Source organism: Bacillus sp. AFS031507 (assembly GCF_002584635.1).
Lineage (GTDB): Bacteria > Bacillota > Bacilli > Bacillales > Cytobacillaceae > Neobacillus.
In genome coordinates this window covers 90,378-113,452 of record NZ_NUOW01000007.1, presented here as the reverse complement: position 1 = coordinate 113,452, position 23,075 = coordinate 90,378, and the positions used below count along the sequence as shown (strand labels likewise).

The following is a 23,075-nucleotide window of genomic DNA, read 5'->3' as shown; positions in this document are numbered from 1 at the left end:
CTCCACTAAAAAAGATTTCCAGTCCAGCCCGAGCTAAATTAGAGGTGCTTATCCTCGTATTCACCAATTTTTCCTATCCGGTTCGCATGACGGCCGCCTTCAAATTCACCCGTCAGCCAGATTTCAGCTATATCTCTGGCCAGGCCAGGGCCAATGACGCGTTCACCCATCGTTATGATGTTTGAATCATTATGAGCCCGCGTTGCTTTGGCACTAAACGTATCATGGACCAATGCACAGCGAATCCCTTTCACCTTGTTAGCAGCAATACTCATGCCAATTCCCGTTCCGCAAATCAGAATCCCGCGGTCAAACTCGCCGCTCGCTACCTTCTCAGCAACTGGCAGTGCGTAATCTGGATAATCAACCGATGTTTCACAGTCACAGCCAAAATCTTCAAATTCGATTCCCAGTTCGTTAAGTAATTGCGCGATTTCTTTGCGAAGATTCACTCCGCCATGGTCTGATGCTAATGCCACTTTCATGTTAAAAACCTCCTCAATTCTATTTATCTTTTACAGACAAACCCCAGCTCCTCGCCACTAGTGTCCGTCACGAAAAGGATCTTTGCTTTCCTGATTAATTTTGACATACCGCCACAAAAATATAAAGTTTCAATCAAAAAATAAAAGCCCTCTTCGAAAAGAGAGCATCGTTTACTTTAGTTTTCCAATCGCTTTATCAATTAATCCATTTAGTTCACGAAAGGTCTCTTCGTATATGGCGAGCGGTCCGCCGTACGGGTCGACGACATCATGATTGAAGCCTTCCCCGCTGTATTCCTTTAAGGTATATACCTTTTGACTCACATGAGGGTATTGCTGCAGAATGGCCAACTTATGTGAGGATGTCATCGTTAGGATGAGGTCGGCCCATTTGACCTCAACACTCGTTAACAAACTGGAACGGTGATTGTGCACGATCCCATTGTCCTCTAACACCCTTTTTGCATGTGTCGATGCCTCGCCGCCGTTCGCAGCATAAATGCCTGCCGACCTCACTTCGATCGCGTCGACCGCTTTATTTTTCAAAATTGCTTCTGCCATTGGACTCCTGCACGTATTTCCTGTACATACAAACAAAATGCGCTGCAATGTGTTTGCCTCCTTACAAGATCTTATGTAATTTATTTTATCATATTTAAGTTAGAGATTCGAAATGGTTGGCCGATCCGCCCGTTAAAAGAAGGGAACGAGCAGCTTTAAGCCAAAGGCAAGTAAAATAGCTCCACCTAGTGCCTCACTATATGACCCGACCCAGCCCTGCATCTTGCGGCCAAGCAGCAGTCCCGCCCATGTTTGGATGGTTGCCATAATTCCAAAACACAAAATAACCATAATCGTCTTCGCACCATAAATGCCTAAGGTAAGCCCTACGGAAAAACTATCAAGACTCACACTCAAGGCAAAGAGCAGCAAGCCGAACCCAACTGGGGAAATAACCTTTTCATCGCTCTTTTTGAGGGTGGACCACACCATTTGCACACCGAGTAAAATCAGCAGAAAACCGCCGATAAAGGTCGCAAAGGTACCAAACTTATCTGATAAAAATTTCCCAGCAATTAAGCCAAGCAGCGGCATCCATACATGGAACAAACCGATCGTGATGCCAATATTAATAATTTTCTTGAGCCGAAGTTTGTACATCCCCATGCCAAGTCCAACTGAAAATGCATCCATCCCTAGCGCAAACGCCATTAACATAAGAGTTACTATTTCGCCAACCATTTCAGACATTCGGACCCCGCCTCCTTGGACTAACTACCCTAGCATATGCACGTCCAAACTAATTTAGAAGTCTCGTTCGGGAACTGGAATATTGGCCGCTTACGTCTATTATACCGCTTCTTCCACGTTTCTAATTCCAAAATTTGTTACATAATGGTGTTTGCGACCGCAAATAATTGGTGCCTGACACCAAAAAAATTGGTGCCTGACACCGAAAAAAAAACACCAGGTCCCCTTCGCGGAGAACCTAGTGTTTATTCAGCGATCAGTTTATTTCCAGCGGCTTTCTGAAGGCGGTTCATGATTGCATTTCCGACACCTTCGTTCGGAAATACCTCACTGTAAATGACATCGACCTTTTCTAAATTAAATCTTCGTAATGTATCATAAAGCTCCGCGGCAACCGTCGTAAGTTCCGCCCGCTTCCCGCAAGCTAGCACCACATCCGCTTCATACACATCAGCCTGCTCTTCCGTAGTCAGCACCCCGACCCGCAACCCCTCAAACCGCTTTTCTTCTACTAGACTCTGGAGAAACTTCGTGGTGCCTGACACCATAAATAGAGGTGCATTCGGGGCGTAATGTTGGTATTTCATGCCCGGGGCTTTCGGCCGGGCCGCCTCGTCTGTTAATGCGGCATCAATACGTACTTCACCGAGCACGGCCTCAAGTTGCTCCTTTGTTACCCCGCCCGGTCTTAAGATAACCGGAATCGCTTCCGTGCAATCGATGACCGTTGATTCCACGCCAATTCCTGTTGCGCCGCCGTCGATTACACCAGCAATTTTCCCGTTTAAATCGTCCATGACATGTTGGGCCTTCGTTGGACTTGGTTTGCCCGAACTGTTGGCGCTCGGGGCAGCAATTGGCAGTCCACAACTTTTCAACAACGCCAGTGCGACAGGGTGGTCCGGCATCCTCACTGCAACCGTCGACAATCCCGCCGTGGCCGTTTCCGCTAGGACGCCTTCTTTCTTTTTAAAAATAATCGTCAGTGGTCCCGGCCAAAACGCATCCATCAACACTTCAGCCTTGTCGGGAACCTCAGTTACAAACGTGCTCAGCTGCTTTTTTTCAGCGATGTGGATAATTAGTGGATTATCACTCGGCCTTCCTTTAGCTGCAAAAATCTTCCCAACCGCCACATCACTTTCCGCGTTCCCTCCAAGACCATAAACCGTCTCCGTTGGCAGGGCAACCACTTCGTTATCCCGTAAAAAATTCGCTGCATCCACAACCTGTGGATTATTTTCAAGATTATCCACATACTTATCCACTTTCCAAACCTTTGTGTTCATAATTATCCACCTTTATCACGAATGAGTCTTCTAGCGAAATTTGGCGAATTTAGTCACCTAGACTCATATTTTAAGCTCAATACGTTTGAAAGTATAAAAGAAGGTGGGCATAAATACAAGTGTTATCCACAAATTGTGCACAACTTCCTTGAAATAGTGGATAACTTTGTGGATATATCCACAATTATAGTGAAAATTTCAAAAATATAGAGTTATCCACATTTAAAACGTGTCGAATATGTTCAGATTGATAAAATTCGCTGGGTATTTCTGCCCGGTCAATCCTCTGGAAGCCCAATATTTCGAAAAATGGTAAGGCTACGCTCTTATTTGTTGCCAAAAACAAACCTTTCATCCCTTTTTCTTTCGCTAATTGCACCATTTGATCAAAAAGAACGAAGATTTCCTTTTCAGCTTGTCCAGGTGTAACAACGAGGGAGCGCAAGAGCCCGAACTCCGTGAAGGCCTCCATGCCAAGCGAACCCTTTAAGATGCCATCCTCATTCTCTAGCAGCAAAAAATAGTCAATCGTATCCTCGGTTAATCCATCCGTTCCCAGATTGGCTCTGGTTAAAAACTGTCGTAAACTGCCCAAGTCTTGTTTATTTGCTCTGCGAATCAATGTCTGCATCGCTTCCACCTCTTTTTTTAAGATTCTACTCTATGAATATGGATGAGCTAGAACAAATAGAACCGCTAGAATCGGGAATCTAGTAAAATTTTATTAAAGAAACGACTACAGCCTTACCGCATTTTTCCACACAAAAAACCAGCCCCATTGCTGGAACTGGTCTAATTAAACATCTTCTCCCACATCTCTACGACGAAAAACTTCACTTCCACCGGCTTTTCATCTTCAGCAGTATACACAGGCGCATCCTTTTTAGCCAACTTTACCGGCTCATCTTCAACCTCAACCATTATCTCATTGAACACCGGCGCATCTTTTTCGATCAACCTCTCCGGCTTCTTCATTTCTTCTTCGTCCACAGTTGTGGCTTTTTCCTCTTTTTCAGGCTTGACCTCAACCTCTTTTTCTCCCTTAACCTCAACCGCTTTCGTATCCTCAACTGAGCTTGCTTCTTCCTTTACTTCTTCTTTTACCTTTTCAACCGTTGCCACCGTTTTGGCCTTTTCAACCTTTTCCTCGGACTTAGCAGTAGCAGGTCTCACTGTTTTTGCCTTCGCCTTTTTCTCTCCCTCAAAGCCATCACTCACAGCCACCCCATTTGAAAAATCAAGAAAGCATAATGGCGGGTAAAGCACGCACCACCAGTTCGCGCCTTCCCCCGAACCTAACGTAATCAAAATCGCTTGATATTCACCAGCTGGATATAAAAATTGACCATATAATTTCGTCGGAAACTGAACCTTGCCAAACTCCACTTTCACTGATTGATCGGACCCTTGATCGCGGACCACTTGTTCCGAAATCGCTTGAATCTCAGGAAGCTTCGACTTGATGACCGTTCTTGCTTTTTCCATCGACGTTAAATCCTGAACCCACAGGGTAATCTGTGCATTCACCGCGTCGCGGACTTTCCGTTTAATGGCTTGATCCTCTTCAAAATCACTATTCGCAAGAATCCTGAGCCGAATCGCTTCACCAGGAATCACAATCGATTCTTTCGCTGCGGCTTCCGTCTTCGGCATATATAAACTCAACATCGTCCCTAAAGACAAAACGATAAGATATCCCCAAACAATCACTTTACTTTTCAATTCTAGCACCGTCCCTTCGATACCTTCATTTTGGACAAAATGCCAGAATCTTAAACTATTAAATTTTGATATTTTCCAAAGAAACGATTGGATGTCTTCCACTCAAAAGGATAAAATCTAATATATGATAAAATATGTAGAAGGTCTTTCTGTAGAAAATAAATCTAAGGAAAATGGAGTGTAAAAAAATGGATCATTCAAAATCGGAATACGTGGACTTAAAAGTAATTTGCCCCGACGATTGCGGCAACGCACCCAAAAAAGCATACCTCAAAGAATTTAGCATCGCTTTTGCACACAACGACCTCGCTTTTCTATCAGAGAATATCACCGACGATTTTCACTGGAATATCATCGGCCAACATCCGTTCCAAGGAAAAGAAAAAGTGATCGAAATCCTCAAACAAAACCAAAATAATAAAGTAACCGAACTGCAGATTAACACCATTATCACCCACGGATATCACGGCTCAGTTAACGGTACCCAAATCGTAGAAAACAAAAAGAAATTTGCATTCTGTAACGTATACCAATTTGCCAGTTCCCGTAATAACTCCAAAATAAAAGAAATGACATCCTATCTAATTGAACTATAAAAAAGCTCAGAGCCATCATACTCTGAGCTTTTTTATGATTTTCATTATAGTAAATTCTCCACATGACCGGAACCTAAGCCCCGAAGCCGATCTCCGCAAACACCATCCGGTCCTTGCCATTTAAATCATTCACAATCTCTACCTTTACACTTTCAAAAGCTTTTTGAAAAAGCTCCGCTACCGCTTCGCCCTGACCGGCCCCAATTTCAAATCCAACCAGCGCGCGCTTCTCTAGTACTCGCGGTAGCTCAACCATAAAGCGGCGGTAAAAATCCAAGCCATCCGTCCCCGCAAACAAAGCCCGGTGCGGCTCATGCTCCGTCACAACCTCCGACATCGCCGTCATGTCACCGAGCGGAATATACGGTGGATTCGAGAGGATCACATCAAACCGAGCCCCGCTCTCCATAAACGGGCCAAGCAAATCCCCCTGAACAAACTCCACCTCCGCCCCAAGCCGGGCCGCATTCTCCCGCGCCACAGCCAGCGACGCCTCCGCAATATCAGTGCCTGACACTCGAAGTTCCGCTTCTTCCAGCTTCATCGTAATCGCGATGGCGCCGCTCCCGGTCCCGATATCCGCTAACCTGATAACCTGCTCTCCACTGAACAGCCGCTTGATCCGTTGAAGTGCACCGTGGACGAGTTCTTCCGTTTCTGGCCTCGGGATCAGCACCTCTTCATTGACGATAAACGGGCGCCCGTAAAACTCCTCCGTGCCGATGATATATTGGACCGGCACACCCTTCACGTGTTCACCAACCGCTTTTTCAAAGACTTCCCACACGCCCGGAGCTAGGTCATCGCGGACATTCGCAAACAACTGCGCCCGCGACATTCCGGTGAAATGGCGAAGTAACAGCTCCCCTGCATTCTCATCACGACGCGCTGAAACTAAAAAAGAAGAAGCCCATTGAAGAGCTTCATAGACTTTTTTACTCATTAGAGGCACTTTCCAGCCTGCGCGCTTGATCATCCATAATCAGCGCATCGATGACATCATCGAGCTTGCCTTCTAAAATTTGATCAAGCTTTTGAATCGTCAAGCCAATACGGTGGTCCGTCACCCGGTTTTGCGGGAAGTTATACGTACGAATCCGCTCCGAACGGTCACCCGTACCAACCGCAGATTTACGGACAGAATCATACTCCGCCTGCGCTTCCTGTTGATACTTATCATAAATCCGTGCGCGTAAAACCTTCATCGCCTTATCTTTGTTCTTGTGCTGCGATTTCTCATCCTGAATCGAAACCACAATCCCAGTTGGAATATGCGTTAACCGAACTGCTGACATCGTCGTGTTAACGGACTGTCCGCCGGCGCCACTTGACGCAAACGCATCAAAACGGATATCTTTATCATTAATTTCCACTTCTAATTCTTCCGCTTCCGGCAAACAAACAACTGTCGCCGTCGACGTATGAATCCGGCCGCTTGACTCCGTCTCCGGAACACGCTGCACACGGTGTGCGCCGTTCTCATACTTCAACTTCGAATAGGCACCCTGGCCGTTGATCATAAAACTAATTTCCTTATAACCGCCAAGACCAGTCGGGTTCGCATCAATCAATTCCGTCTTCCAGCCCTGCGCTTCCGCATAACGGCTGTACATGCGATATAAATTCCCAGCAAACAAGGCCGCTTCGTCACCTCCCGCTGCTCCGCGGATTTCAAAGATAACGTTCTTGTCATCATTCGGATCCTTTGGAATCAGCAATAGTTTCATCTTAGCTTCCAACTCAACGATTTGCGCTTCCAGCTCATTAACTTCTTCCTTCACCATTTCACGCATATCCGCATCCAGCTTCTCATCAAGCATCGCCTTAGCATCCTGAAGTTGTTCGCGCGCATCTTTATATTCACGGTAAGTTAGTACAGTTTCTTGTATATCAGATTGTTCTTTTGAATATTCACGAAGTTTCTTTGAATCATTAATAATTTGTGGGTCGCTCAAAAGTTCATTCAACTTATCATAACGATCTTCCACCGATTGAAGACGATCAAACACGGTCTATTCACCTCAATTTTTTGTCCATAACATTCTAATTATAGTATAGGTGAAAACAACCGTCAAAACCAAATTAAGGGGAAATTTTTTCGCGGGGTGATTTTTCAAGTTAAAATCCTTTTTTTAAAAAGGAACTCAAGCTACAGCCGTAGAAAAAACATGCCCTGATAATCAGAGCATGCTACCTTCGATCTTCTTTGACACGTACTTCAATTTTATACCGCGGCAAGGCCTGGATTAGTTTCCGATGGAGTCGTGCTTCGGCATTAATTTTTCCCCGCTCAGACTGCATTCCTTTTTTATAAACAGATACCCACATCCGGTCGCCGTTGATCCAGATGGAATCGGCCGTAAACTCATTGGAATCCGCGATGACTTGCTTAGCCTTTTCGATATCGTTGCCTTGATTATTCGCACCAGCTTCGCTGCCGCTTCCTGTCCTCTTCAGGTCAAGGAAGTTCGGATTTTGATTGGTGATATCATCTTCGACCATATGCTGCTTATTCTTGCCCCGATCCGACATATTCGTCGGCGTGTTGCGGTCATTGCCACGATTGGACATATAATTGGGTGCGGATTGGTCACTCCGTAGGTCATAAGCTTCTTCATTCCCATGATTCCCACCCTGATTCCCGTTACAGCCGCTTACTAAAAACAACATACTTAATGAGAGAAACAACATAAATTTTTGCATCTTACACCTCCCATTACTATCATGCCCGGTCACGGCAGCAACAGGTCGAGTGAATTCTTTCCAAGTCCGGGAGGAGGAATTTGGCGGTCCCACAAGGGAATCCGCCAAAACTGGGTAGGATTCCGCCAACTTCCAAAGTTATTCCGCCAAACTACCCAGAATTCCGCCGAACTCGAAGTTTATTCCGCCAAACTACCCAAATATTCCGCCAAACTGCAAATTCCCCCCTAATAAACAAAAAAAACTGCCTGAGAATCCCTTCTCAGACAGTTTTTCCAATGGTGTCAGGCACTAATTATGTAAACTCAACCAACCCTGACATTCATTTGTAACTTCTTGCTCTATGCATGAACGGTATAGGACGCCGTTTTTGGGACTTCGTGATGATGACGGCAGCGGGGCTCGTACGCTTCGGAGGCACCCACTAATATGACTGGGTCATGGTAAGAGGCTGGACGTCCATCAATTAGACGCTGCGTCCGGCTTGAAGGCGAACCACAAACAGAACAGACCGCCTGCAGCTTCGTCACCGATTCAGCAATCGCCATCAACGCAGGCATCTGCCCAAACGGCTCACCGCGGAAATCCATATCAAGACCCGCACAAACCACCCGATGACCGCTATCAGCCAGCTGTTGCACAACCCTGAGAATCCCCTCATCAAAAAACTGAACCTCATCAATGGCGATAATATCCATATCCGCTTCCACATGGTGAAGAATCTCAATCGAATGAGTAATTGGCTTCGCGTCAAAAGAAGATCCATTATGAGAAACGACAGATTGATCGTGATAGCGATTATCAATTTTCGGCTTAAAAACAGCTATCTTTTGTTTGGCGAACTGAGCACGTCTAACGCGGCGAATCAATTCCTCCGATTTCCCAGAAAACATACTGCCACAGATAACCTCAACCCATCCGCTTTGCTTCATTAAATACATAAAACGGCGTCTCCTTCCAAGCAAATCCTTAAATATCTATCAATTATTTGAATTTTATTTAAATAAAAAACAGGCAAGTAAATTGCTGCTTGCCTGTACTTTTTACAATTATTGTTGCTGTTGGCTCTTGATGCCGTATTTCTTGTTGAAACGGTCAACACGTCCGCCAGCTTCAGCGAATTTTTGACGACCAGTATAGAATGGATGACATTCTGAACAAGTTTCAACGCGAATTTCTTTCTTCACTGAACCAGTTTCAAAAGTGTTTCCGCATGCACAAGTCACCGTTACTGTTTTATAATTTGGATGAATTCCTGCTTTCATTCTTTTCATCTCCTTCCGCCCTGAATCTTTCGAAACAGAGTTATATAAAGCACCTGTAAAAACAAGCACTGAAATACTAAAAACACACTGCACCCATTATAACAAGCAAAGCCATCTTTGGCAAGTTGGGATTTATTGGTTTCTTTTTTTAAAAGGAACCCATCATGCCCCCTTTACCAGGGTTGTCCGATACCTAATGGACAAGGACCGCCTTAATTTGACCACTTCACCGCATCGACTACGAACGTCTAGATTTCAGCTCTTCCCCTAGTTGTGCGAAGAACTCTTCATTCGACTTAGTTTGTCTCAATTTTTTCAAGAAGCGTTCCGCAAAATCTGGTGAATCTGACATCGATTTTCTGATCGCCCATAATTTATCCAAATGATCCTTCGGAATCAAGAGCTCTTCCTTACGCGTTCCCGAACGACGGATATCAAGCGCAGGGAAAATACGACGTTCAGCCAACTGACGGTCAAGATGCAGTTCCATATTACCTGTCCCTTTAAATTCCTCATAAATCACGTCATCCATCCGTGAGCCTGTATCGACCAAAGCCGTCGCAAGAATCGTCAAACTGCCGCCCTCTTCGATATTACGGGCTGCCCCGAAGAAACGCTTCGGACGGTGGAAGGCTGCTGGGTCAATACCACCAGAAAGCGTCCTTCCGCTTGGAGGAATTACAAGGTTGTATGCACGAGCAAGACGCGTAATACTATCCATCAGGATTACAACATCGCGTTTGTGCTCGACTAAACGCATCGCGCGGTCAAGCACCAGCTCCGCTACTTTAATATGATTTTCAGGTACTTCGTCAAACGTCGAACTGACGACGTCACCGGCAACCGAACGCTCGATGTCGGTCACTTCTTCCGGACGTTCATCGATTAACAGCATGATTAATTCCACTTCCGGATGGTTCGTTGTAATGCTGTTCGCAATTTCTTTTAACAGCATTGTTTTACCCGCTTTTGGCGGAGCGACGATTAAGCCACGCTGCCCAAAACCAACCGGTGCGACAACATCCATAATTCTTGTCGATAGATGTTTTTGAGTCGTTTCTAATTTCATCTGTCTGTTTGGATATAATGGTGTGAGGCCTGGGAAGTACACCCGTTCTTTCGCTGATTCCGGATCTTCCCCGTTGACAGCCTCTACGTGCAATAGTCCATAATAACGCTCATTTTCCTTTGGAGGTCGTACCTTACCGGAAACTTTATCCCCATTACGAAGGTCGAAGCGGCGGATTTGCGAAGCAGAAATATAGATATCTTCTGAGCTTGGCGAGTAGTTAATTGGTCGTAAGAATCCAAATCCTTCTGATTGGATGATTTCCAAGACGCCTTCCATAAAAAAGTACCCCTGCTGCTCCGCACGAGATTTCAGGATGGCAAAAATTAATTCTTTTTTTGTTAATTTGCTGTAATAAGTCACTTTATATTCGCGAGCAAGCTCATAAAGCTCCTTCAGCTTCATATTTTCTAAACTTGAAATTGTTAAGTCCATTTGTGCACCACACTTTTATTTTTTTGGCTCTTTAAACTTGGTCGTTGATTTCCGCTCCAGGTGCGCAGCGCCGCGCGGGCGGTTTGGGAAGCCTCCTCGGCGCAAAGCGCCTGTGGGGTCTCCTCTGACCCGTCCTCGCGCAGGAGTCTTCGCACCTTCCGCTCCAATCAACGTAGGCTATAAATCAACAATGACCTCTAACACAGCCATTTCTTTCAATCAGATAATAATTAAGAGAGTTGAGGAATTGAAATAGAAGTAGTAAGAAATGAATAGAATTGCAGAAAAATGCATAAAACAATTACTATTTTACCCTCTATGCAAAAAATTAATCAACTAAATTTTCTATTTTCATTCATTGGGAATTTTTTCTTTGAAGGAGTTCGTTGAAAATTCCTAATCGAGTGTAATAGGAGTTTTTTAATTTAGGAGAGGTGATGCCATGAAGGGTGCCTGACACGCACTGGTGTCAGGCACCCTCCTTGCGGCATCGCCTATTTAATCACTAAATTAGGTTTTTTCTTTAAACTATGACGACCTTCGACAAAGCGGACGGTGCCTGATTTGGCACGCATAACGATTGAGTGGGTCGAACCGTAGGATCCTTTGAATTGAACACCGCGCAGCAATTCTCCGTCGGTAATCCCTGTCGCAGCAAAAATGGCGTCATCGCCTTTGACAAGGTCCTCCATCCGCAGGACGCGATTGACATCAAGTCCCATTTTGATGCAGCGCTCAAGCTCCGCATCATTTTGCGGCAATAGTTTACCGATGATTTCGCCGCCAAGACATTTTAAGGCAACAGCAGACAGAACGCCTTCAGGAGCACCGCCAGAACCAAAGAGAATATCCACACCGGTATTGTCGAATGCCGTATTAATGGCACCTGCCACGTCACCATCATTAATTAACTTGATTCTTGCCCCTGCTTCACGAAGCTGAGCAATGATATGTTCATGTCGCTCACGATTTAAGACAGTCGCCACGACATCCTCGATATCTTTATTTTTCGCTTTGGCAACGGCCTTTAAGTTGTCCAGAACAGACGCATTAATATCAATATGTCCGACTGCTTCGGGCCCAACCGCGATTTTTTCCATGTACATATCAGGAGCATGAAGAAGGTTGCCATGGTCGGCAATCGCAAGAACCGCTAAAGCATTCCAGCCGCCTGATGCTAAAATATTGGTCCCTTCGAGCGGGTCAACGGCAACATCGACGCGTGGTCCGTAGCCTGTCCCAAGTTTTTCACCAATATAAAGCATTGGTGCTTCATCCATTTCCCCTTCACCAATGACAACTGTACCCTTCATTGGCACGGTGTCAAACACATCGCGCATGGCAGAAGTAGCTGCACCATCGGCCTCATCTTTTTTCCCACGGCCCATCCAACGGGCTGAAGCTATTGCTGCTGCTTCTGTGACACGGACAAGCTCCATCGTTAAACTTCTTTCCATCGGTCTCCATCTCCCTATGTCTTATGTTTATCTCCTGAACTTTGCTTTCTGTCTAGGCTACAGCGCTCAGCGGCTAAACCGGGCGCTTCCGCTTTTCTATTGTCTAGCTCCAGCGCCCAGCGGCTAGTGTCCTTCGCGCTTTTCCCTACGATAAGTCAACATCGGAACGCTTGCGCTCTCCGTGTTTCCTTTATCTCAGTCAAAGCGCTCCAGGCCATACGCCGCTAAACCGGTCGCTTCCGCTTTTCTATGTGTTCTTCATCTGTTCTACTTCTTCTTTTGTCAACGCTTCCCGCCAAATGGTTGCACCGAGTCCGTTTAATTTTCCGACAAGGTCACTATAGCCGCGGTCGATATGTTCAAGACCGGTTACTTCAGTAATTCCTTCGGCAATCAATCCGGCAATGACAAGTGCGGCTCCTGCCCTGAGGTCGCTTGCCTTCACTTTGGCACCTTGAAGGTGAATCGGGCCATTAATAATGGCTGAGCGTCCTTCCACCTTGATATTGGCGTTCATTCTTCTTAGTTCATCGATATGCTTAAAGCGGGCACCATAAATCGTGTCTGTCACAACACTTGAGCCGGCAGCCTTTGTCAGAAGCGTTGTAAACGGTTGCTGTAAATCGGTCGGAAACCCAGGATAAACAAGCGTTTTAATGTCGACAGCCTTTAATTTTGTTGACCCGTCAACAAACACTTGATCATCGCCGGATTCGACACGAACACCCATTTCGCGCAGTTTAGCAATTAATGATTCTAAATGCTGCGGGATGACGTTATCGATTAACACTCCTTCGCCCACCGCTGCGCCTAAAATCATATACGTGCCTGCTTCAATTCGGTCAGGAATAATGGTGTGGCGGCAGCCATGGAGTGATTCCACACCATCGATACGGATCACGTCCGTTCCTGCGCCTTTAATTTTCGCACCCATACTTGTTAGCAGCGTCGCCACATCAATGATTTCCGGTTCTTTCGCCGCATTCTCAATCACCGTTCGGCCTTTGGCCCGAACAGCCGCCAACATGATATTAATCGTTGCTCCCACACTGACGACGTCAAGATAAATCCGTGCGCCGCGAAGCTCGTCCGCCCGTAAATAAATCGCCCCTTGTTCATTGGTGATTTGGGCCCCAAGTGCTTCGAAACCTTTAATATGCTGATCAATCGGTCTTGGTCCTAAATGGCAGCCGCCAGGTAAGCCAATTACCGCTTTTTTAAATCGGCCGAGCATCGCACCCATTAAGTAATAAGAAGCACGGAGCTTTTTTACTTTCCCGTTTGGCAGGGGCATGGAAATCATGGTAGATGGGTCGACCGTCATATCGTTATCAGAAAGCTGAACGTTTCCGCCGATTTCTTCAAGGAGGTCCTTCAAGATTTCAACATCTGAAATGTCCGGCAATCCCTCAATTGTCACTGGTGATTCCGCTAAAATTGTTGCAGGAATTAACGCGACGGCACTGTTTTTTGCCCCGCTGATCCGTACAGTTCCCTTTAACGGATATCCGCCCGCAATTTTAAGTTTTTCCATTTTCGACTCCCTTCTAAGCCCTTGTAAGTCAATCGGTACGCATCCGCTTATTACTGAATGAGGCTCTAGGTATATTTTTCCATCACGAAAAGTCAAAATCCGACAGTTTGTCTATCTTTTAGTTTACACCAAAATTCTATTTTCATGTATGGTAATGAAAAATTTTTTCATAAAACTGGAAATTTATGCCTCTGTACGAGCTTTCCAGTCTGTTAGGAAGCCTTCAATGCCCTTATCTGTTAATGGATGATGGAATAATCCCATTAATACTTTGTATGGAATGGTTGCAATATGAGCGCCTCTTAATGCGGCTTTTGTCACGTGAACTGGATTACGAATGGAGGCTGCTATGATTTCTGATTCAATTTTCAGTTTTCTTTCACAAACTGAAACCGCCCTTTGGTAAGGACGGTTTTCATTTTATCATATTTGGAACAAATATAAAAACGACATTGTTCCCGTTTTTCAGAATTGTCTTACGCTCTGCCTGAAGAACCGAATTCGCGAATTTTGCCAATAACAGTTGCTTTGATGGCATCACGAGCTGGTCCTAAATATTTACGTGGATCGTATTCTTCTGTTTTTACTGCTAATGTTTCACGAACAGCTTTTGCAGATGCGATTTGATTTTCTGTATTCACATTGATTTTTGCTGTTCCAAGTGAAACAGATTTTTGGATATCCTTTAATGGGATACCAGTTCCGCCGTGAAGGACTAATGGAAGACCAGTAATCTTGCCGATTTCTTCCATTTCAGCAAAACCAAGGTTTGGTTCGCCTTTGTAAGGACCGTGAACAGAACCTAATGCAGGTGCAAGGCAGTCGATACCTGTGCGTTTTACAAGTTCTTCACATTCTTTTGGATCTGCGTAAATGACGCCTTCAGCGATAACATCGTCTTCTTGGCCGCCAACAGTTCCTAATTCCGCTTCAACAGAAACACCTTTTGAATGAGCATAGTCAACTACTTTAGAAGTAATTTCGATATTTTCTTCAAATGGGTGGTGAGAAGCATCGATCATAACAGATGTGAAGCCTGCATCAATCGCTTCTTTACATTTTTCAAAGCTTGAACCGTGGTCAAGGTGAATGGCCACTGGTACTGTCACTTTCAAGTCTTCCATTAAGCCTTCAACCATTTTTACAACGGTTTTGAAGCCAGACATATAACGGGCAGCACCTTCAGATACCCCAAGGATAACTGGTGAATTTTCAGCTTGTGCAGCTTGAAGAATGGCTTGTGTAAATTCTAGGTTATTTAAGTTAAATTGCCCAACCGCATAGCCTTCTGCTTTTGCTTTGATGAGCATTTCTTTCATTGAAACTAATGGCATTTCTCTTCCTCCTTAGTTTAGGTCACTATCTTTTTCAAAAATGGGCCTTCCGTATTAAGGTTTTCCCTCAATTTTACGGATTATGTATTACTTGAAAAAGATAACCAACCAGTAAAAAGTTCATATGTATCATATCAAACCAAGGTTCGAAATGCCATTAAAAAGTCAGAGTTTTATAAACTGTCATAATGAAAGCGCGTCCATTTAACTATTCCCACAGTTCTTATGTTTTTTATAAAAAAATGACGTTAATTCATCTTTTGAGGGATGTGTTTTCGAACGGCTGCACGAATATCATCAATGTCAAACGGCTTGGCAAAATGTGTGATCGCTCCAAGGTCCTTCGCTTCTTGAATCATATCCAGCTCGCCATAAGCTGTCATGATAATGACGCGGATTTCCGGATCGATTACTTTCATTCTTTTTAAAATCTCGATACCGTCCATTCCAGGAATTTTCATATCCAATAGGACAAGGTCGGGGTCATGCTTTGTTACAATTTCAAGAGCCTGAATGCCATTGGCAGCCTGAAAGGTCTGATACCCTTCTTTTTGAAACACTTCGTTTAGTAAGATTCGAATGCCAAACTGATCATCAACGATTAAAATTTTGTCTTTCATAACTCCACCTCTTCCTTATTTTTAAATTGCTTTTTTATTATCCCTCTATCTCTCACTTGTTATATTTCTCGCTGAAAGATAAATTCTCCTGCAGAAATTTTGATATTTTTCTTTTATTTTTGCAGTGGCGAAAAAATGCTTATAATAAGAGGGTGAATAGGAGGGTTTTTATGTTAAAAATGTTTACTACTCAATTAACCGGTCTATTGAAGCGGATTGAGGAAAAAGAGGAATATTCCTTTGAAGATGGCGCCCGCTTGCTTGCGCAAGGGCCGATATATATTTTTGCCACGAAGGAAATGAAGGCGGTTGAGTTTGAAGCTTTAGAGGGTGCCGAACCATTAAAGGACGCAAATGTGTTGTCACTCGAGAGTTTTGGGGAGCTAACTGACTCTGATCGGGTGCTGCTTTTCTCGCGGTATGCAAGTGATGAAGACGCCATGGAGGTGGCCGCTCAACTTCAGGAAAAGGCGATTCCTTTTGTGGCTGTTTCCACGGCTGTTCCGGAGGGTGGAAAATTGCAAGAGTTGGCCGATCTCCATATCGATTTGCGGCTGACGAAAGGCCTCCTCCCCGATGACTTTGGAAATCGCTATGGATATCCGTCATCAATGGCAGCATTATTCGTTTATTTCGGCTTGAAATTCACCATTGAGGAGATTTTAGCGGAATATGAGGAGTAAAACGGGGTGAATAACCCTGTTTTTTTATTGCCCTTGATTATTTCCCGGGGGGTTAAGAGGTCAAAAATATAGACTTTTGGCTTTTGTGCCATTTTGGGGTGATTTTGTGCCAATTCCAGGTGGTTTTGTGCATTTTCGGCATGCTTTTGTGCTATTTTCAAAGGGTTTTGTGCCATTTTGAAGTAGTTTTGTATAATTAGACAATAAATGGAAATTACCCTAATAATGCTAATACCATTTTACAAAAATTCCCTATATATAAGTTTCCATTTTATAAAAATCGCCTTTGTATAATCTGACACAAATACCCTTTTTATAAAAACCCAAAGATAAAAAAACAGGACCAGCAACTAAACTGGTCCTGACCACAAAACTTATTTTTGAATCGTTGCTTTAATAAAGTCACGGAACAAGGGCTGCGGACGTGTTGGTCTAGAGACGAATTCCGGATGGAATTGCGACGCTACAAACCAAGGATGGTCCTTCAGTTCAACAATCTCTACTAAACGGCCGTCCGGGCTAGTCCCAGAGAACACAAAGCCGCGAGCTTCCATGTCTTGACGATAATGATTGTTAAACTCATAACGATGGCGGTGGCGCTCATAAATAACCTCTTCTTCATACGCTTCAAACGCCTTCGATCCCTCAACAATACGCGCAGGATAAAGACCTAAACGCAGCGTGCCGCCTAAATCCTCAACATCCTTCTGCTCTGGAAGCAAATCAATAATCGGATGAGCTGTATCCGCATCAAATTCTGCAGAATGCGCACCTTGAAGTCCAAGCACATTGCGGGCAAATTCAATCGTTGCCAGCTGCATCCCTAAACAAATACCAAGGAATGGCTTCTTCACTTCACGAGCATAGCGCGTCGCTTCAATTTTCCCTTCAATCCCGCGGTCACCAAAGCCGCCCGGAACAAGGACACCGTCGACATCATTCAATAACTCAGCTACATTTTCACGTGTAACCTCTTCGGCATTAATCCATTTAATTTCAACTTCGGTATCAAACGCATAACCGGCATGTTTCATCGCTTCCACGACAGAAATATAGGCATCCTGAAGCTCCACATATTTTCCGACAAGACCAATGCGCGTCTTATTCGAAAGGTTGATGACGCGGTTAACGAGTGCTTTCCACTCCGTCATATCCGCTTCGTTCGTAACTAATTTCAAATGATCGCAGACGATTTGGTCCATATTTTGATCTTGAAGCGCTAGTGGAATCGAATAAAGCGTATCGGCATCGCGACATTCGATTACAGCTTTCGCATCAATATCACAGAACAACGCAATTTTATCCTTCATATCCTGTGAAACCGGCATTTCCGTCCGCACGACAATAATGTTTGGCTGAATTCCGAGGCTGCGCAGCTCTTTCACGCTGTGCTGGGTCGGCTTGGTTTTCATTTCACCCGCTGCTTTAATATACGGAATCAGCGTACAGTGAATGTACATCACATTTTCCGAGCCAATATCGCTCTTGATTTGGCGAATCGCCTCAAGGAATGGGAGTGATTCAATATCGCCTACCGTTCCGCCAATCTCAGTAATTACTACATCCGCATTCGTTTCTTTACCGGCGCGGAAGCAGCGTTCCTTAATTTCATTGGTGATATGCGGAATAACCTGTACAGTTGCACCCAAATAATCACCGCGGCGCTCTTTCCGTAAAACCGTCGAATAAATTTTTCCGGTTGTTACGTTGCTGTACTTGTTTAAGTTGATGTCGATAAAACGCTCATAGTGACCTAAGTCCAAATCTGTTTCAGCGCCATCACCGGTAACGAATACTTCACCGTGCTGGTACGGACTCATTGTTCCAGGGTCAACGTTAATGTATGGGTCGAATTTTTGAATGGTCACATTCACGCCCCGATTTTTCAATAAGCGCCCTAAAGATGCTGCTGTAATTCCTTTTCCTAGTGATGAAACCACACCACCAGTTACAAAAATATATTTTGTCATAAATATTTCCCCCTCTTATACAGTTTGTACATTATTCAGTTTGTTTAAGGGTTTTTGTAAAAAAATATTTTCCTTACGCCCGAAAAAATTTGGAACAATAAAAAACGCTCTCCTACTCTTAGTAGGGAGCGTATTATAAGTAAATAACGTATCGTCCTTTTTTAAGGAGCCCAAAAGTGATTCTACAAGGGCACGAATAAAATGTCAAGTCGATTAGTCTTCTTCTACTTCCTCTTCTTCAAACACTTCTTCTTCCTCAAGATCATCATCGAGGTCATCTTCTTCATCGAGGTCAATCTCAAGCTCGTCCTCGATCACATCATCATCATCGTCTTCGTCAAACTCATCTACTTCGTCGATATCAAGATCATCTTCATCATCAAGTAGATCATCTTCATCATCAAAGTCATCAAAATCATCTTCAATTTCATCCACTTCATCGATTTCATCGAAATCTTCTTCGTCGACAACCTTCTTCGCCTTTTTCTTCTTAGGTTTCACAACAGTGACAACTTCTTCCTCAGCAGTATCGACTGGATACCAAACGCGAAGTCCCCAGCGGTTACTTCCTAATGAAAGGAAACGTCCATCTACATTTATGTCGGTGTAAAATTGTGCTAGTCTTGTTTGAATTTCTTGCTCAGTAATCCCAGATGCCTTCTTAATTTCTTTTAATAGATCATTAAAGGCAATCGGTTCCTTACTATTTTTCAAAAATTCAAAAGCCATTTCCATAAGGGAAAACTCTTTTAATTCCTCTTTTGAGTATTGTGCTAAACTCAATATGGGCACTTCCTTTCTCTATTTAACACTCTTAAATGAGTGATTAACGGACATAACAATAAGGTTAATTAATATAAACTTGAGAATTGTCCAGCTCCAGCTCCCAGCGACTAGTGTACTTCGCTAAATGGGCGCTTCCGCTTTTCTCTTAAAAATACATATTCTTCATTATAAACAAATTCTTCCGGTTTATGCTAGTGCTAGTCGTTGTTTCATTTGAATTTTTGCGGATGGGCCTTTTCACTATCAATTTTCTTAGTTTTCTTGGCTTGCTTCTGCTTTTTCATCTCCTTAATAGATATCACTAGAAAGAAGATTGCTAGCAGCAAGAACGAAACCGCGCCCAACTGACGTTGATAGAGATAATTTAATGGCCAGGCACAAACAATTAAAACCACCAATATATGACTTACCTTCATTTGCTCACCTGCCCAAAACCCTCGGAGTATGTACGCTAAATCGATTATATAAGATTAACGCAGATATTAATATCTCATAAAATAAGTTTTATTACAAAAATTGGTGTCAGGCACCATGTGAAATATTCACATGGTGCCTGACACCGTACTCTACATATTTCGTCGATATTGTCCGCCCACTTCGTACAGGGCTCTCGTGATTTGCCCGAGGCTGGCTACTTTAACGGTTTCCATTAATTCGGCAAAAATATTGCCATTGTTGACGGCGGCCTCTTTTAAGCGCTTCAATGCTGCCACTGAAGCATCTGCATGACTTTCCTGGAAGGCCCGTAAATTGACGATCTGCAATTCCTTCTCTTCGTAAGATGCACGCGCTAATTCCATATTGTTGACATCTTCCGCTGACGGAGGATTCGGATTCAAATACGTATTAACGCCGATAATCGGTAATTCGCCGGTATGCTTTTTCATTTCATAATACATTGATTCATCTTGAATTTTACCGCGCTGATACTGTGTTTCCATTGAACCAAGCACACCTCCGCGGTCATTCAAACGCTCAAACTCTTGTAATACCGCTTCCTCGACCAGATCGGTAAGCTCCTCAACAATAAACGAACCTTGCAACGGATTTTCATTTTTCGCTAAACCATGTTCTTTGGTAATAATCATCTGAATCGCCATCGCCCGGCGTACTGATTCTTCCGTTGGCGTCGTAATGGCCTCATCATATGCATTTGTATGGAGCGAATTACAGTTATCCTGCAGGGCCATTAACGCCTGCAGTGTCGTCCGGATATCATTAAAATCAATTTCTTGGGCATGAAGCGAACGGCCAGACGTCTGGACATGATACTTTAATTTTTGACTGCGCTCGTTGGCGCCGTATTTATTGCGCATCACAGTTGCCCAAATTCGTCGTGCGACACGGCCAATCACCGTATATTCTGGATCCAAGCCATTCGAGAAAAAGAACGACAAGTTCGGGGCAAAATCATCAATATTCATGCCGCGGCTTAAATAGTATTCCACATACGTAAACCCATTTGACAATGTAAAAGCCAGCTGCGAAATCGGATTTGCACCGGCTTCCGCAATATGATAGCCCGAAATCGACACTGAATAATAATTGCGGACTAGATGTTCGATGAAATATTGCTGAATATCACCCATCATCCTTAGAGCAAACTCGGTTGAGAAAATACATGTATTTTGACCTTGGTCTTCTTTTAAAATATCGGCCTGCACCGTACCGCGCACCGTCCGTAACGTATAGGCCCGTACCTCCGCAAACTCTTCAACCGTTAACACACGGCCAAGTTCCGCTTCCTTCCTCTGCACCTGCTGATCGATCGCTGTATTCATAAACATCGCTAAAATGATCGGTGCTGGTCCATTAATCGTCATCGAAACCGATGTCGACGGATGGCACAGGTCAAAGCCTTCATATAGCTTTTTCATATCATCTAGCGTACATACATTGACGCCGCTTTCCCCGATTTTCCCGAAAATATCCGGGCGGTAATCCGGGTCTTCACCGTAAAGCGTCACGGAGTCAAACGCGGTACTTAACCGTTTCGCCTCATCATCCTTCGATAAATAATGGAAGCGGCGATTCGTCCGCTCCGGTGTCCCTTCGCCCGCAAACTGCCGTTTCGGATCTTCCCCCTCACGCTTGAACGGGAATACACCCGCCGTATACGGGAACGAACCCGGCACATTTTCCTGGTAGACCCAGCGGAGAATTTCACCATAATCCTTATACCTCGGCAGCACCACTTTCGGAATGTCAAGCCCTGAAAGGCTTTTCGTTTTTAACACCGTGATAATCTCTTTATCACGAATCCTCGTCACAAACTTATCGCCAGAATAGGCCGCCTTTGTCTGTGCCCACGAATCAAGAATTTTACGTGATTCTGGTGTCAGACGCGCCTCGGTTTCTTGCTTCACCACTTCTAAAGCAGCAATCACCGCCGCATCGCTTACCGCTTCGATCGCCCCTTCTAACTGAAATAACTTCCGGGCAATATTCGCCTGTTCTTCAGCTTTCTTATGATAACCGCGCACCGTTTCGGATATTTCACGTAAATAATAACGACGGTCGGTTGGTATAATCACATTTTGCTTCTCCACAAGGGCATTTTTACTAAAAGAAGTCATCCAGCCGGTGCCCATTTTGTCATTAATTTTTTCAATCAAGGCCGCGAACAATGCATTCGTGCCCAGATCATTGAACTGGCTCGCAATCGTTCCATAAACCGGCATATCATCGATGTCTTTTTCAAACAGCATATGGCTCCGCTGATACTGCTTTTGAACCTGGCGCCTTGCATCCTCCGATCCCTTGCGCTCAAACTTATTAATGACAATCAGGTCAGCAAAATCAATCATATCAATCTTTTCAAGCTGGGACGGCGCTCCAAATTCACTCGTCATCACGTACAAGGAAACATCGCAAATCTCCGTGATTTCCGCATCCCCCTGGCCAATCCCGCTCGTTTCGACAATCACAAGGTCAAAGCCAGCAGCCTTCGTGACGGCAACCGCATCGCTGATCGCCAGTGATAATTCACTTTTCGAATGCCTTGTCGCCAGACTGCGCATATATACATTCGGCGAAAAAATTGCATTCATGCGGATCCGGTCCCCTAACAGCGCACCGCCTGTCTTTTGCTTGGTTGGATCCACCGATAGAATCGCCACCTTTTTATCCGGCAATTCATTAATAAAGCGGCGGATCAATTCATCGGTCAACGAACTTTTTCCGGCTCCGCCCGTACCCGTGATTCCGACGACCGGAATCCGCTTCTCCAGTGACTTTACTTGGTCAAGCACCTGCTCAACCGTTGCTGCCGCCTCGTTCCGTTTATCAACATGAAGTTCTGCCAAGGTAATCAACTTCGCCACCGCATTCACATCACCCGTCGGAAGCTTCTCCATTTGTTCAGCCACATCCAGCGGAACCGTCGCAAAATCGCACTCCTCCAGCATCCGGTCAATCATACCTTGAAGCCCTAACTTCCGGCCATCTTCCGGTGAAAAAATCCACGCAATCCCGTACTCATGAAGCTCATTTATTTCCCGCGGGATAATCACACCGCCGCCGCCGCCATAAATGCGGATGTTCGGCGCCCCTTTTTCCTTCAGTAAATCGTACATATATTTAAAGTATTCAACATGCCCGCCTTGATACGAAGAAATCGCAATCCCCTGCACATCCTCCTGAATCGCCGCGTTCACAACCTCCTCAACCGAGCGATTATGGCCAAGATGAATGACCTCGGCCCCACTTGCCTGAAGAATACGCCTCATAATATTGATGGAAGCATCATGCCCGTCAAACAAACTAGAAGCCGTGACAAAGCGAATATGATGCTTCGGCTGATAAATTCCCATCGTAGTCCTCCTTTTAGACCATCTTTATTAAAAATAAACGCATCTACTTTTAGCCCATTCAGAC

At 44.5% G+C, this 23,075-nt stretch carries 22 protein-coding genes and 1 pseudogene; 2 read left to right on the top strand and 21 right to left on the bottom strand.

Going from position 1 to position 23,075, the window contains the following annotated elements:
* Positions 1 to 38: 38 nt before the first annotated feature.
* The 6 genes from rpiB to spoIIR form a co-directional block, all read right to left on the bottom strand.
* The gene (gene rpiB / locus COE25_RS09120; RefSeq protein ID WP_088090213.1) at positions 39 to 485 is read right to left on the bottom strand and encodes a ribose 5-phosphate isomerase B; all 447 of its coding nucleotides are present in this window, start codon (positions 483 to 485) and stop codon (positions 39 to 41) included.
* 171 nt (positions 486 to 656) lie between these two features.
* Positions 657 to 1,094: a low molecular weight protein arginine phosphatase gene (locus COE25_RS09115; RefSeq protein WP_098932379.1), complete on the bottom strand. Its 438-nt coding sequence runs from the start codon at positions 1,092 to 1,094 to the stop codon at positions 657 to 659.
* An 84-nt stretch (positions 1,095 to 1,178) separates the two neighbouring features.
* Positions 1,179 to 1,736, bottom strand: coding sequence for a manganese efflux pump MntP (locus COE25_RS09110; RefSeq protein WP_088090215.1), 558 nt, complete (start codon positions 1,734 to 1,736; stop codon positions 1,179 to 1,181).
* Between the two features lie 245 nt (positions 1,737 to 1,981).
* A complete protein-coding gene (locus tag COE25_RS09105; RefSeq protein WP_098932378.1) occupies positions 1,982 to 3,025 on the bottom strand; it encodes an L-threonylcarbamoyladenylate synthase in 1,044 nt (347 codons plus the stop codon).
* Positions 3,026 to 3,209: 184 nt separating this feature from the next.
* On the bottom strand, positions 3,210 to 3,656 hold the full coding sequence (locus tag COE25_RS09100) for a GNAT family N-acetyltransferase (RefSeq protein WP_098932377.1): 447 nt from the start codon (positions 3,654 to 3,656) through the stop codon (positions 3,210 to 3,212).
* A gap of 161 nt (positions 3,657 to 3,817) precedes the next feature.
* On the bottom strand, positions 3,818 to 4,747 hold the full coding sequence (gene spoIIR / locus COE25_RS09095) for a stage II sporulation protein R (protein WP_180247465.1): 930 nt from the start codon (positions 4,745 to 4,747) through the stop codon (positions 3,818 to 3,820).
* Between the two features lie 188 nt (positions 4,748 to 4,935).
* On the opposite strand from spoIIR, the gene COE25_RS09090 reads away from it, so the two are divergent.
* Entirely contained in the window at positions 4,936 to 5,343 is a 408-nt protein-coding gene (locus tag COE25_RS09090) for a nuclear transport factor 2 family protein (RefSeq protein ID WP_088090218.1), read from the top strand.
* Positions 5,344 to 5,416: 73 nt separating this feature from the next.
* Here the strand turns inward: COE25_RS09090 and prmC are convergent, their stop codons facing one another.
* The 11 genes and pseudogenes from prmC to COE25_RS09035 all read right to left on the bottom strand — a co-directional run bounded on the left by prmC (position 5,417) and on the right by COE25_RS09035 (position 15,760).
* On the bottom strand, positions 5,417 to 6,286 hold the full coding sequence (gene prmC, locus COE25_RS09085) for a peptide chain release factor N(5)-glutamine methyltransferase (RefSeq protein ID WP_098932376.1): 870 nt from the start codon (positions 6,284 to 6,286) through the stop codon (positions 5,417 to 5,419).
* The gene (gene prfA / locus COE25_RS09080) at positions 6,279 to 7,352 is read right to left on the bottom strand and encodes a peptide chain release factor 1 (RefSeq protein WP_088090220.1); all 1,074 of its coding nucleotides are present in this window, start codon (positions 7,350 to 7,352) and stop codon (positions 6,279 to 6,281) included. The genes prmC and prfA overlap by 8 nt, the downstream gene beginning before the upstream one ends.
* A gap of 181 nt (positions 7,353 to 7,533) precedes the next feature.
* Positions 7,534 to 8,046, bottom strand: coding sequence for a hypothetical protein (locus COE25_RS09075; protein ID WP_098932375.1), 513 nt, complete (start codon positions 8,044 to 8,046; stop codon positions 7,534 to 7,536).
* A 341-nt stretch (positions 8,047 to 8,387) separates the two neighbouring features.
* Complete coding sequence (locus COE25_RS09070) at positions 8,388 to 8,987, bottom strand: thymidine kinase (protein WP_088090222.1); 600 nt, start codon at positions 8,985 to 8,987, stop codon at positions 8,388 to 8,390.
* A gap of 108 nt (positions 8,988 to 9,095) precedes the next feature.
* Entirely contained in the window at positions 9,096 to 9,311 is a 216-nt protein-coding gene (rpmE, locus tag COE25_RS09065) for a 50S ribosomal protein L31 (protein ID WP_098932374.1), read from the bottom strand.
* Between the two features lie 238 nt (positions 9,312 to 9,549).
* Positions 9,550 to 10,815: a transcription termination factor Rho gene (gene rho / locus COE25_RS09060; protein WP_088090224.1), complete on the bottom strand. Its 1,266-nt coding sequence runs from the start codon at positions 10,813 to 10,815 to the stop codon at positions 9,550 to 9,552.
* A gap of 494 nt (positions 10,816 to 11,309) precedes the next feature.
* On the bottom strand, positions 11,310 to 12,272 hold the full coding sequence (gene glpX / locus COE25_RS09055; RefSeq protein ID WP_098932373.1) for a class II fructose-bisphosphatase: 963 nt from the start codon (positions 12,270 to 12,272) through the stop codon (positions 11,310 to 11,312).
* 247 nt (positions 12,273 to 12,519) lie between these two features.
* Entirely contained in the window at positions 12,520 to 13,806 is a 1,287-nt protein-coding gene (locus COE25_RS09050; RefSeq protein ID WP_088090226.1) for a UDP-N-acetylglucosamine 1-carboxyvinyltransferase, read from the bottom strand.
* 183 nt (positions 13,807 to 13,989) lie between these two features.
* Positions 13,990 to 14,193: pseudogene (locus tag COE25_RS09045) on the bottom strand (transaldolase family protein); the annotation flags it as partial.
* Positions 14,194 to 14,282: 89 nt separating this feature from the next.
* On the bottom strand, positions 14,283 to 15,140 hold the full coding sequence (locus COE25_RS09040; RefSeq protein ID WP_098932372.1) for a class II fructose-bisphosphate aldolase: 858 nt from the start codon (positions 15,138 to 15,140) through the stop codon (positions 14,283 to 14,285).
* A 248-nt stretch (positions 15,141 to 15,388) separates the two neighbouring features.
* Positions 15,389 to 15,760 carry a response regulator gene (locus tag COE25_RS09035; RefSeq protein WP_088090228.1) on the bottom strand — a complete coding sequence of 124 codons (372 nt, stop codon included), beginning with the start codon at positions 15,758 to 15,760 and terminating at the stop codon, positions 15,389 to 15,391.
* A 170-nt stretch (positions 15,761 to 15,930) separates the two neighbouring features.
* Here COE25_RS09035 and COE25_RS09030 point away from each other — a divergent pair, with 170 nt between their 5' ends.
* Complete coding sequence (locus COE25_RS09030; RefSeq protein ID WP_098932371.1) at positions 15,931 to 16,443, top strand: DUF2529 domain-containing protein; 513 nt, start codon at positions 15,931 to 15,933, stop codon at positions 16,441 to 16,443.
* 374 nt (positions 16,444 to 16,817) lie between these two features.
* Here COE25_RS09030 and COE25_RS09025 read toward each other — a convergent pair whose 3' ends face one another.
* The 4 genes from COE25_RS09025 to icmF all read right to left on the bottom strand — a co-directional run bounded on the left by COE25_RS09025 (position 16,818) and on the right by icmF (position 23,011).
* Positions 16,818 to 18,413 (bottom strand): CTP synthase, encoded by a 1,596-nt coding sequence (locus tag COE25_RS09025; protein WP_088084763.1) that lies wholly within the window; start codon positions 18,411 to 18,413, stop codon positions 16,818 to 16,820.
* A gap of 213 nt (positions 18,414 to 18,626) precedes the next feature.
* Positions 18,627 to 19,196, bottom strand: a complete 570-nt coding sequence (gene rpoE, locus COE25_RS09020; protein ID WP_088084764.1) for a DNA-directed RNA polymerase subunit delta — start codon at positions 19,194 to 19,196, stop codon at positions 18,627 to 18,629.
* Positions 19,197 to 19,408: 212 nt separating this feature from the next.
* The gene (locus COE25_RS09015) at positions 19,409 to 19,615 is read right to left on the bottom strand and encodes a hypothetical protein (RefSeq protein ID WP_098932370.1); all 207 of its coding nucleotides are present in this window, start codon (positions 19,613 to 19,615) and stop codon (positions 19,409 to 19,411) included.
* 150 nt (positions 19,616 to 19,765) lie between these two features.
* Positions 19,766 to 23,011, bottom strand: coding sequence for a fused isobutyryl-CoA mutase/GTPase IcmF (gene icmF / locus COE25_RS09010; RefSeq protein WP_098932369.1), 3,246 nt, complete (start codon positions 23,009 to 23,011; stop codon positions 19,766 to 19,768).
* Between the last annotated feature and the right edge of the window lie 64 nt (positions 23,012 to 23,075).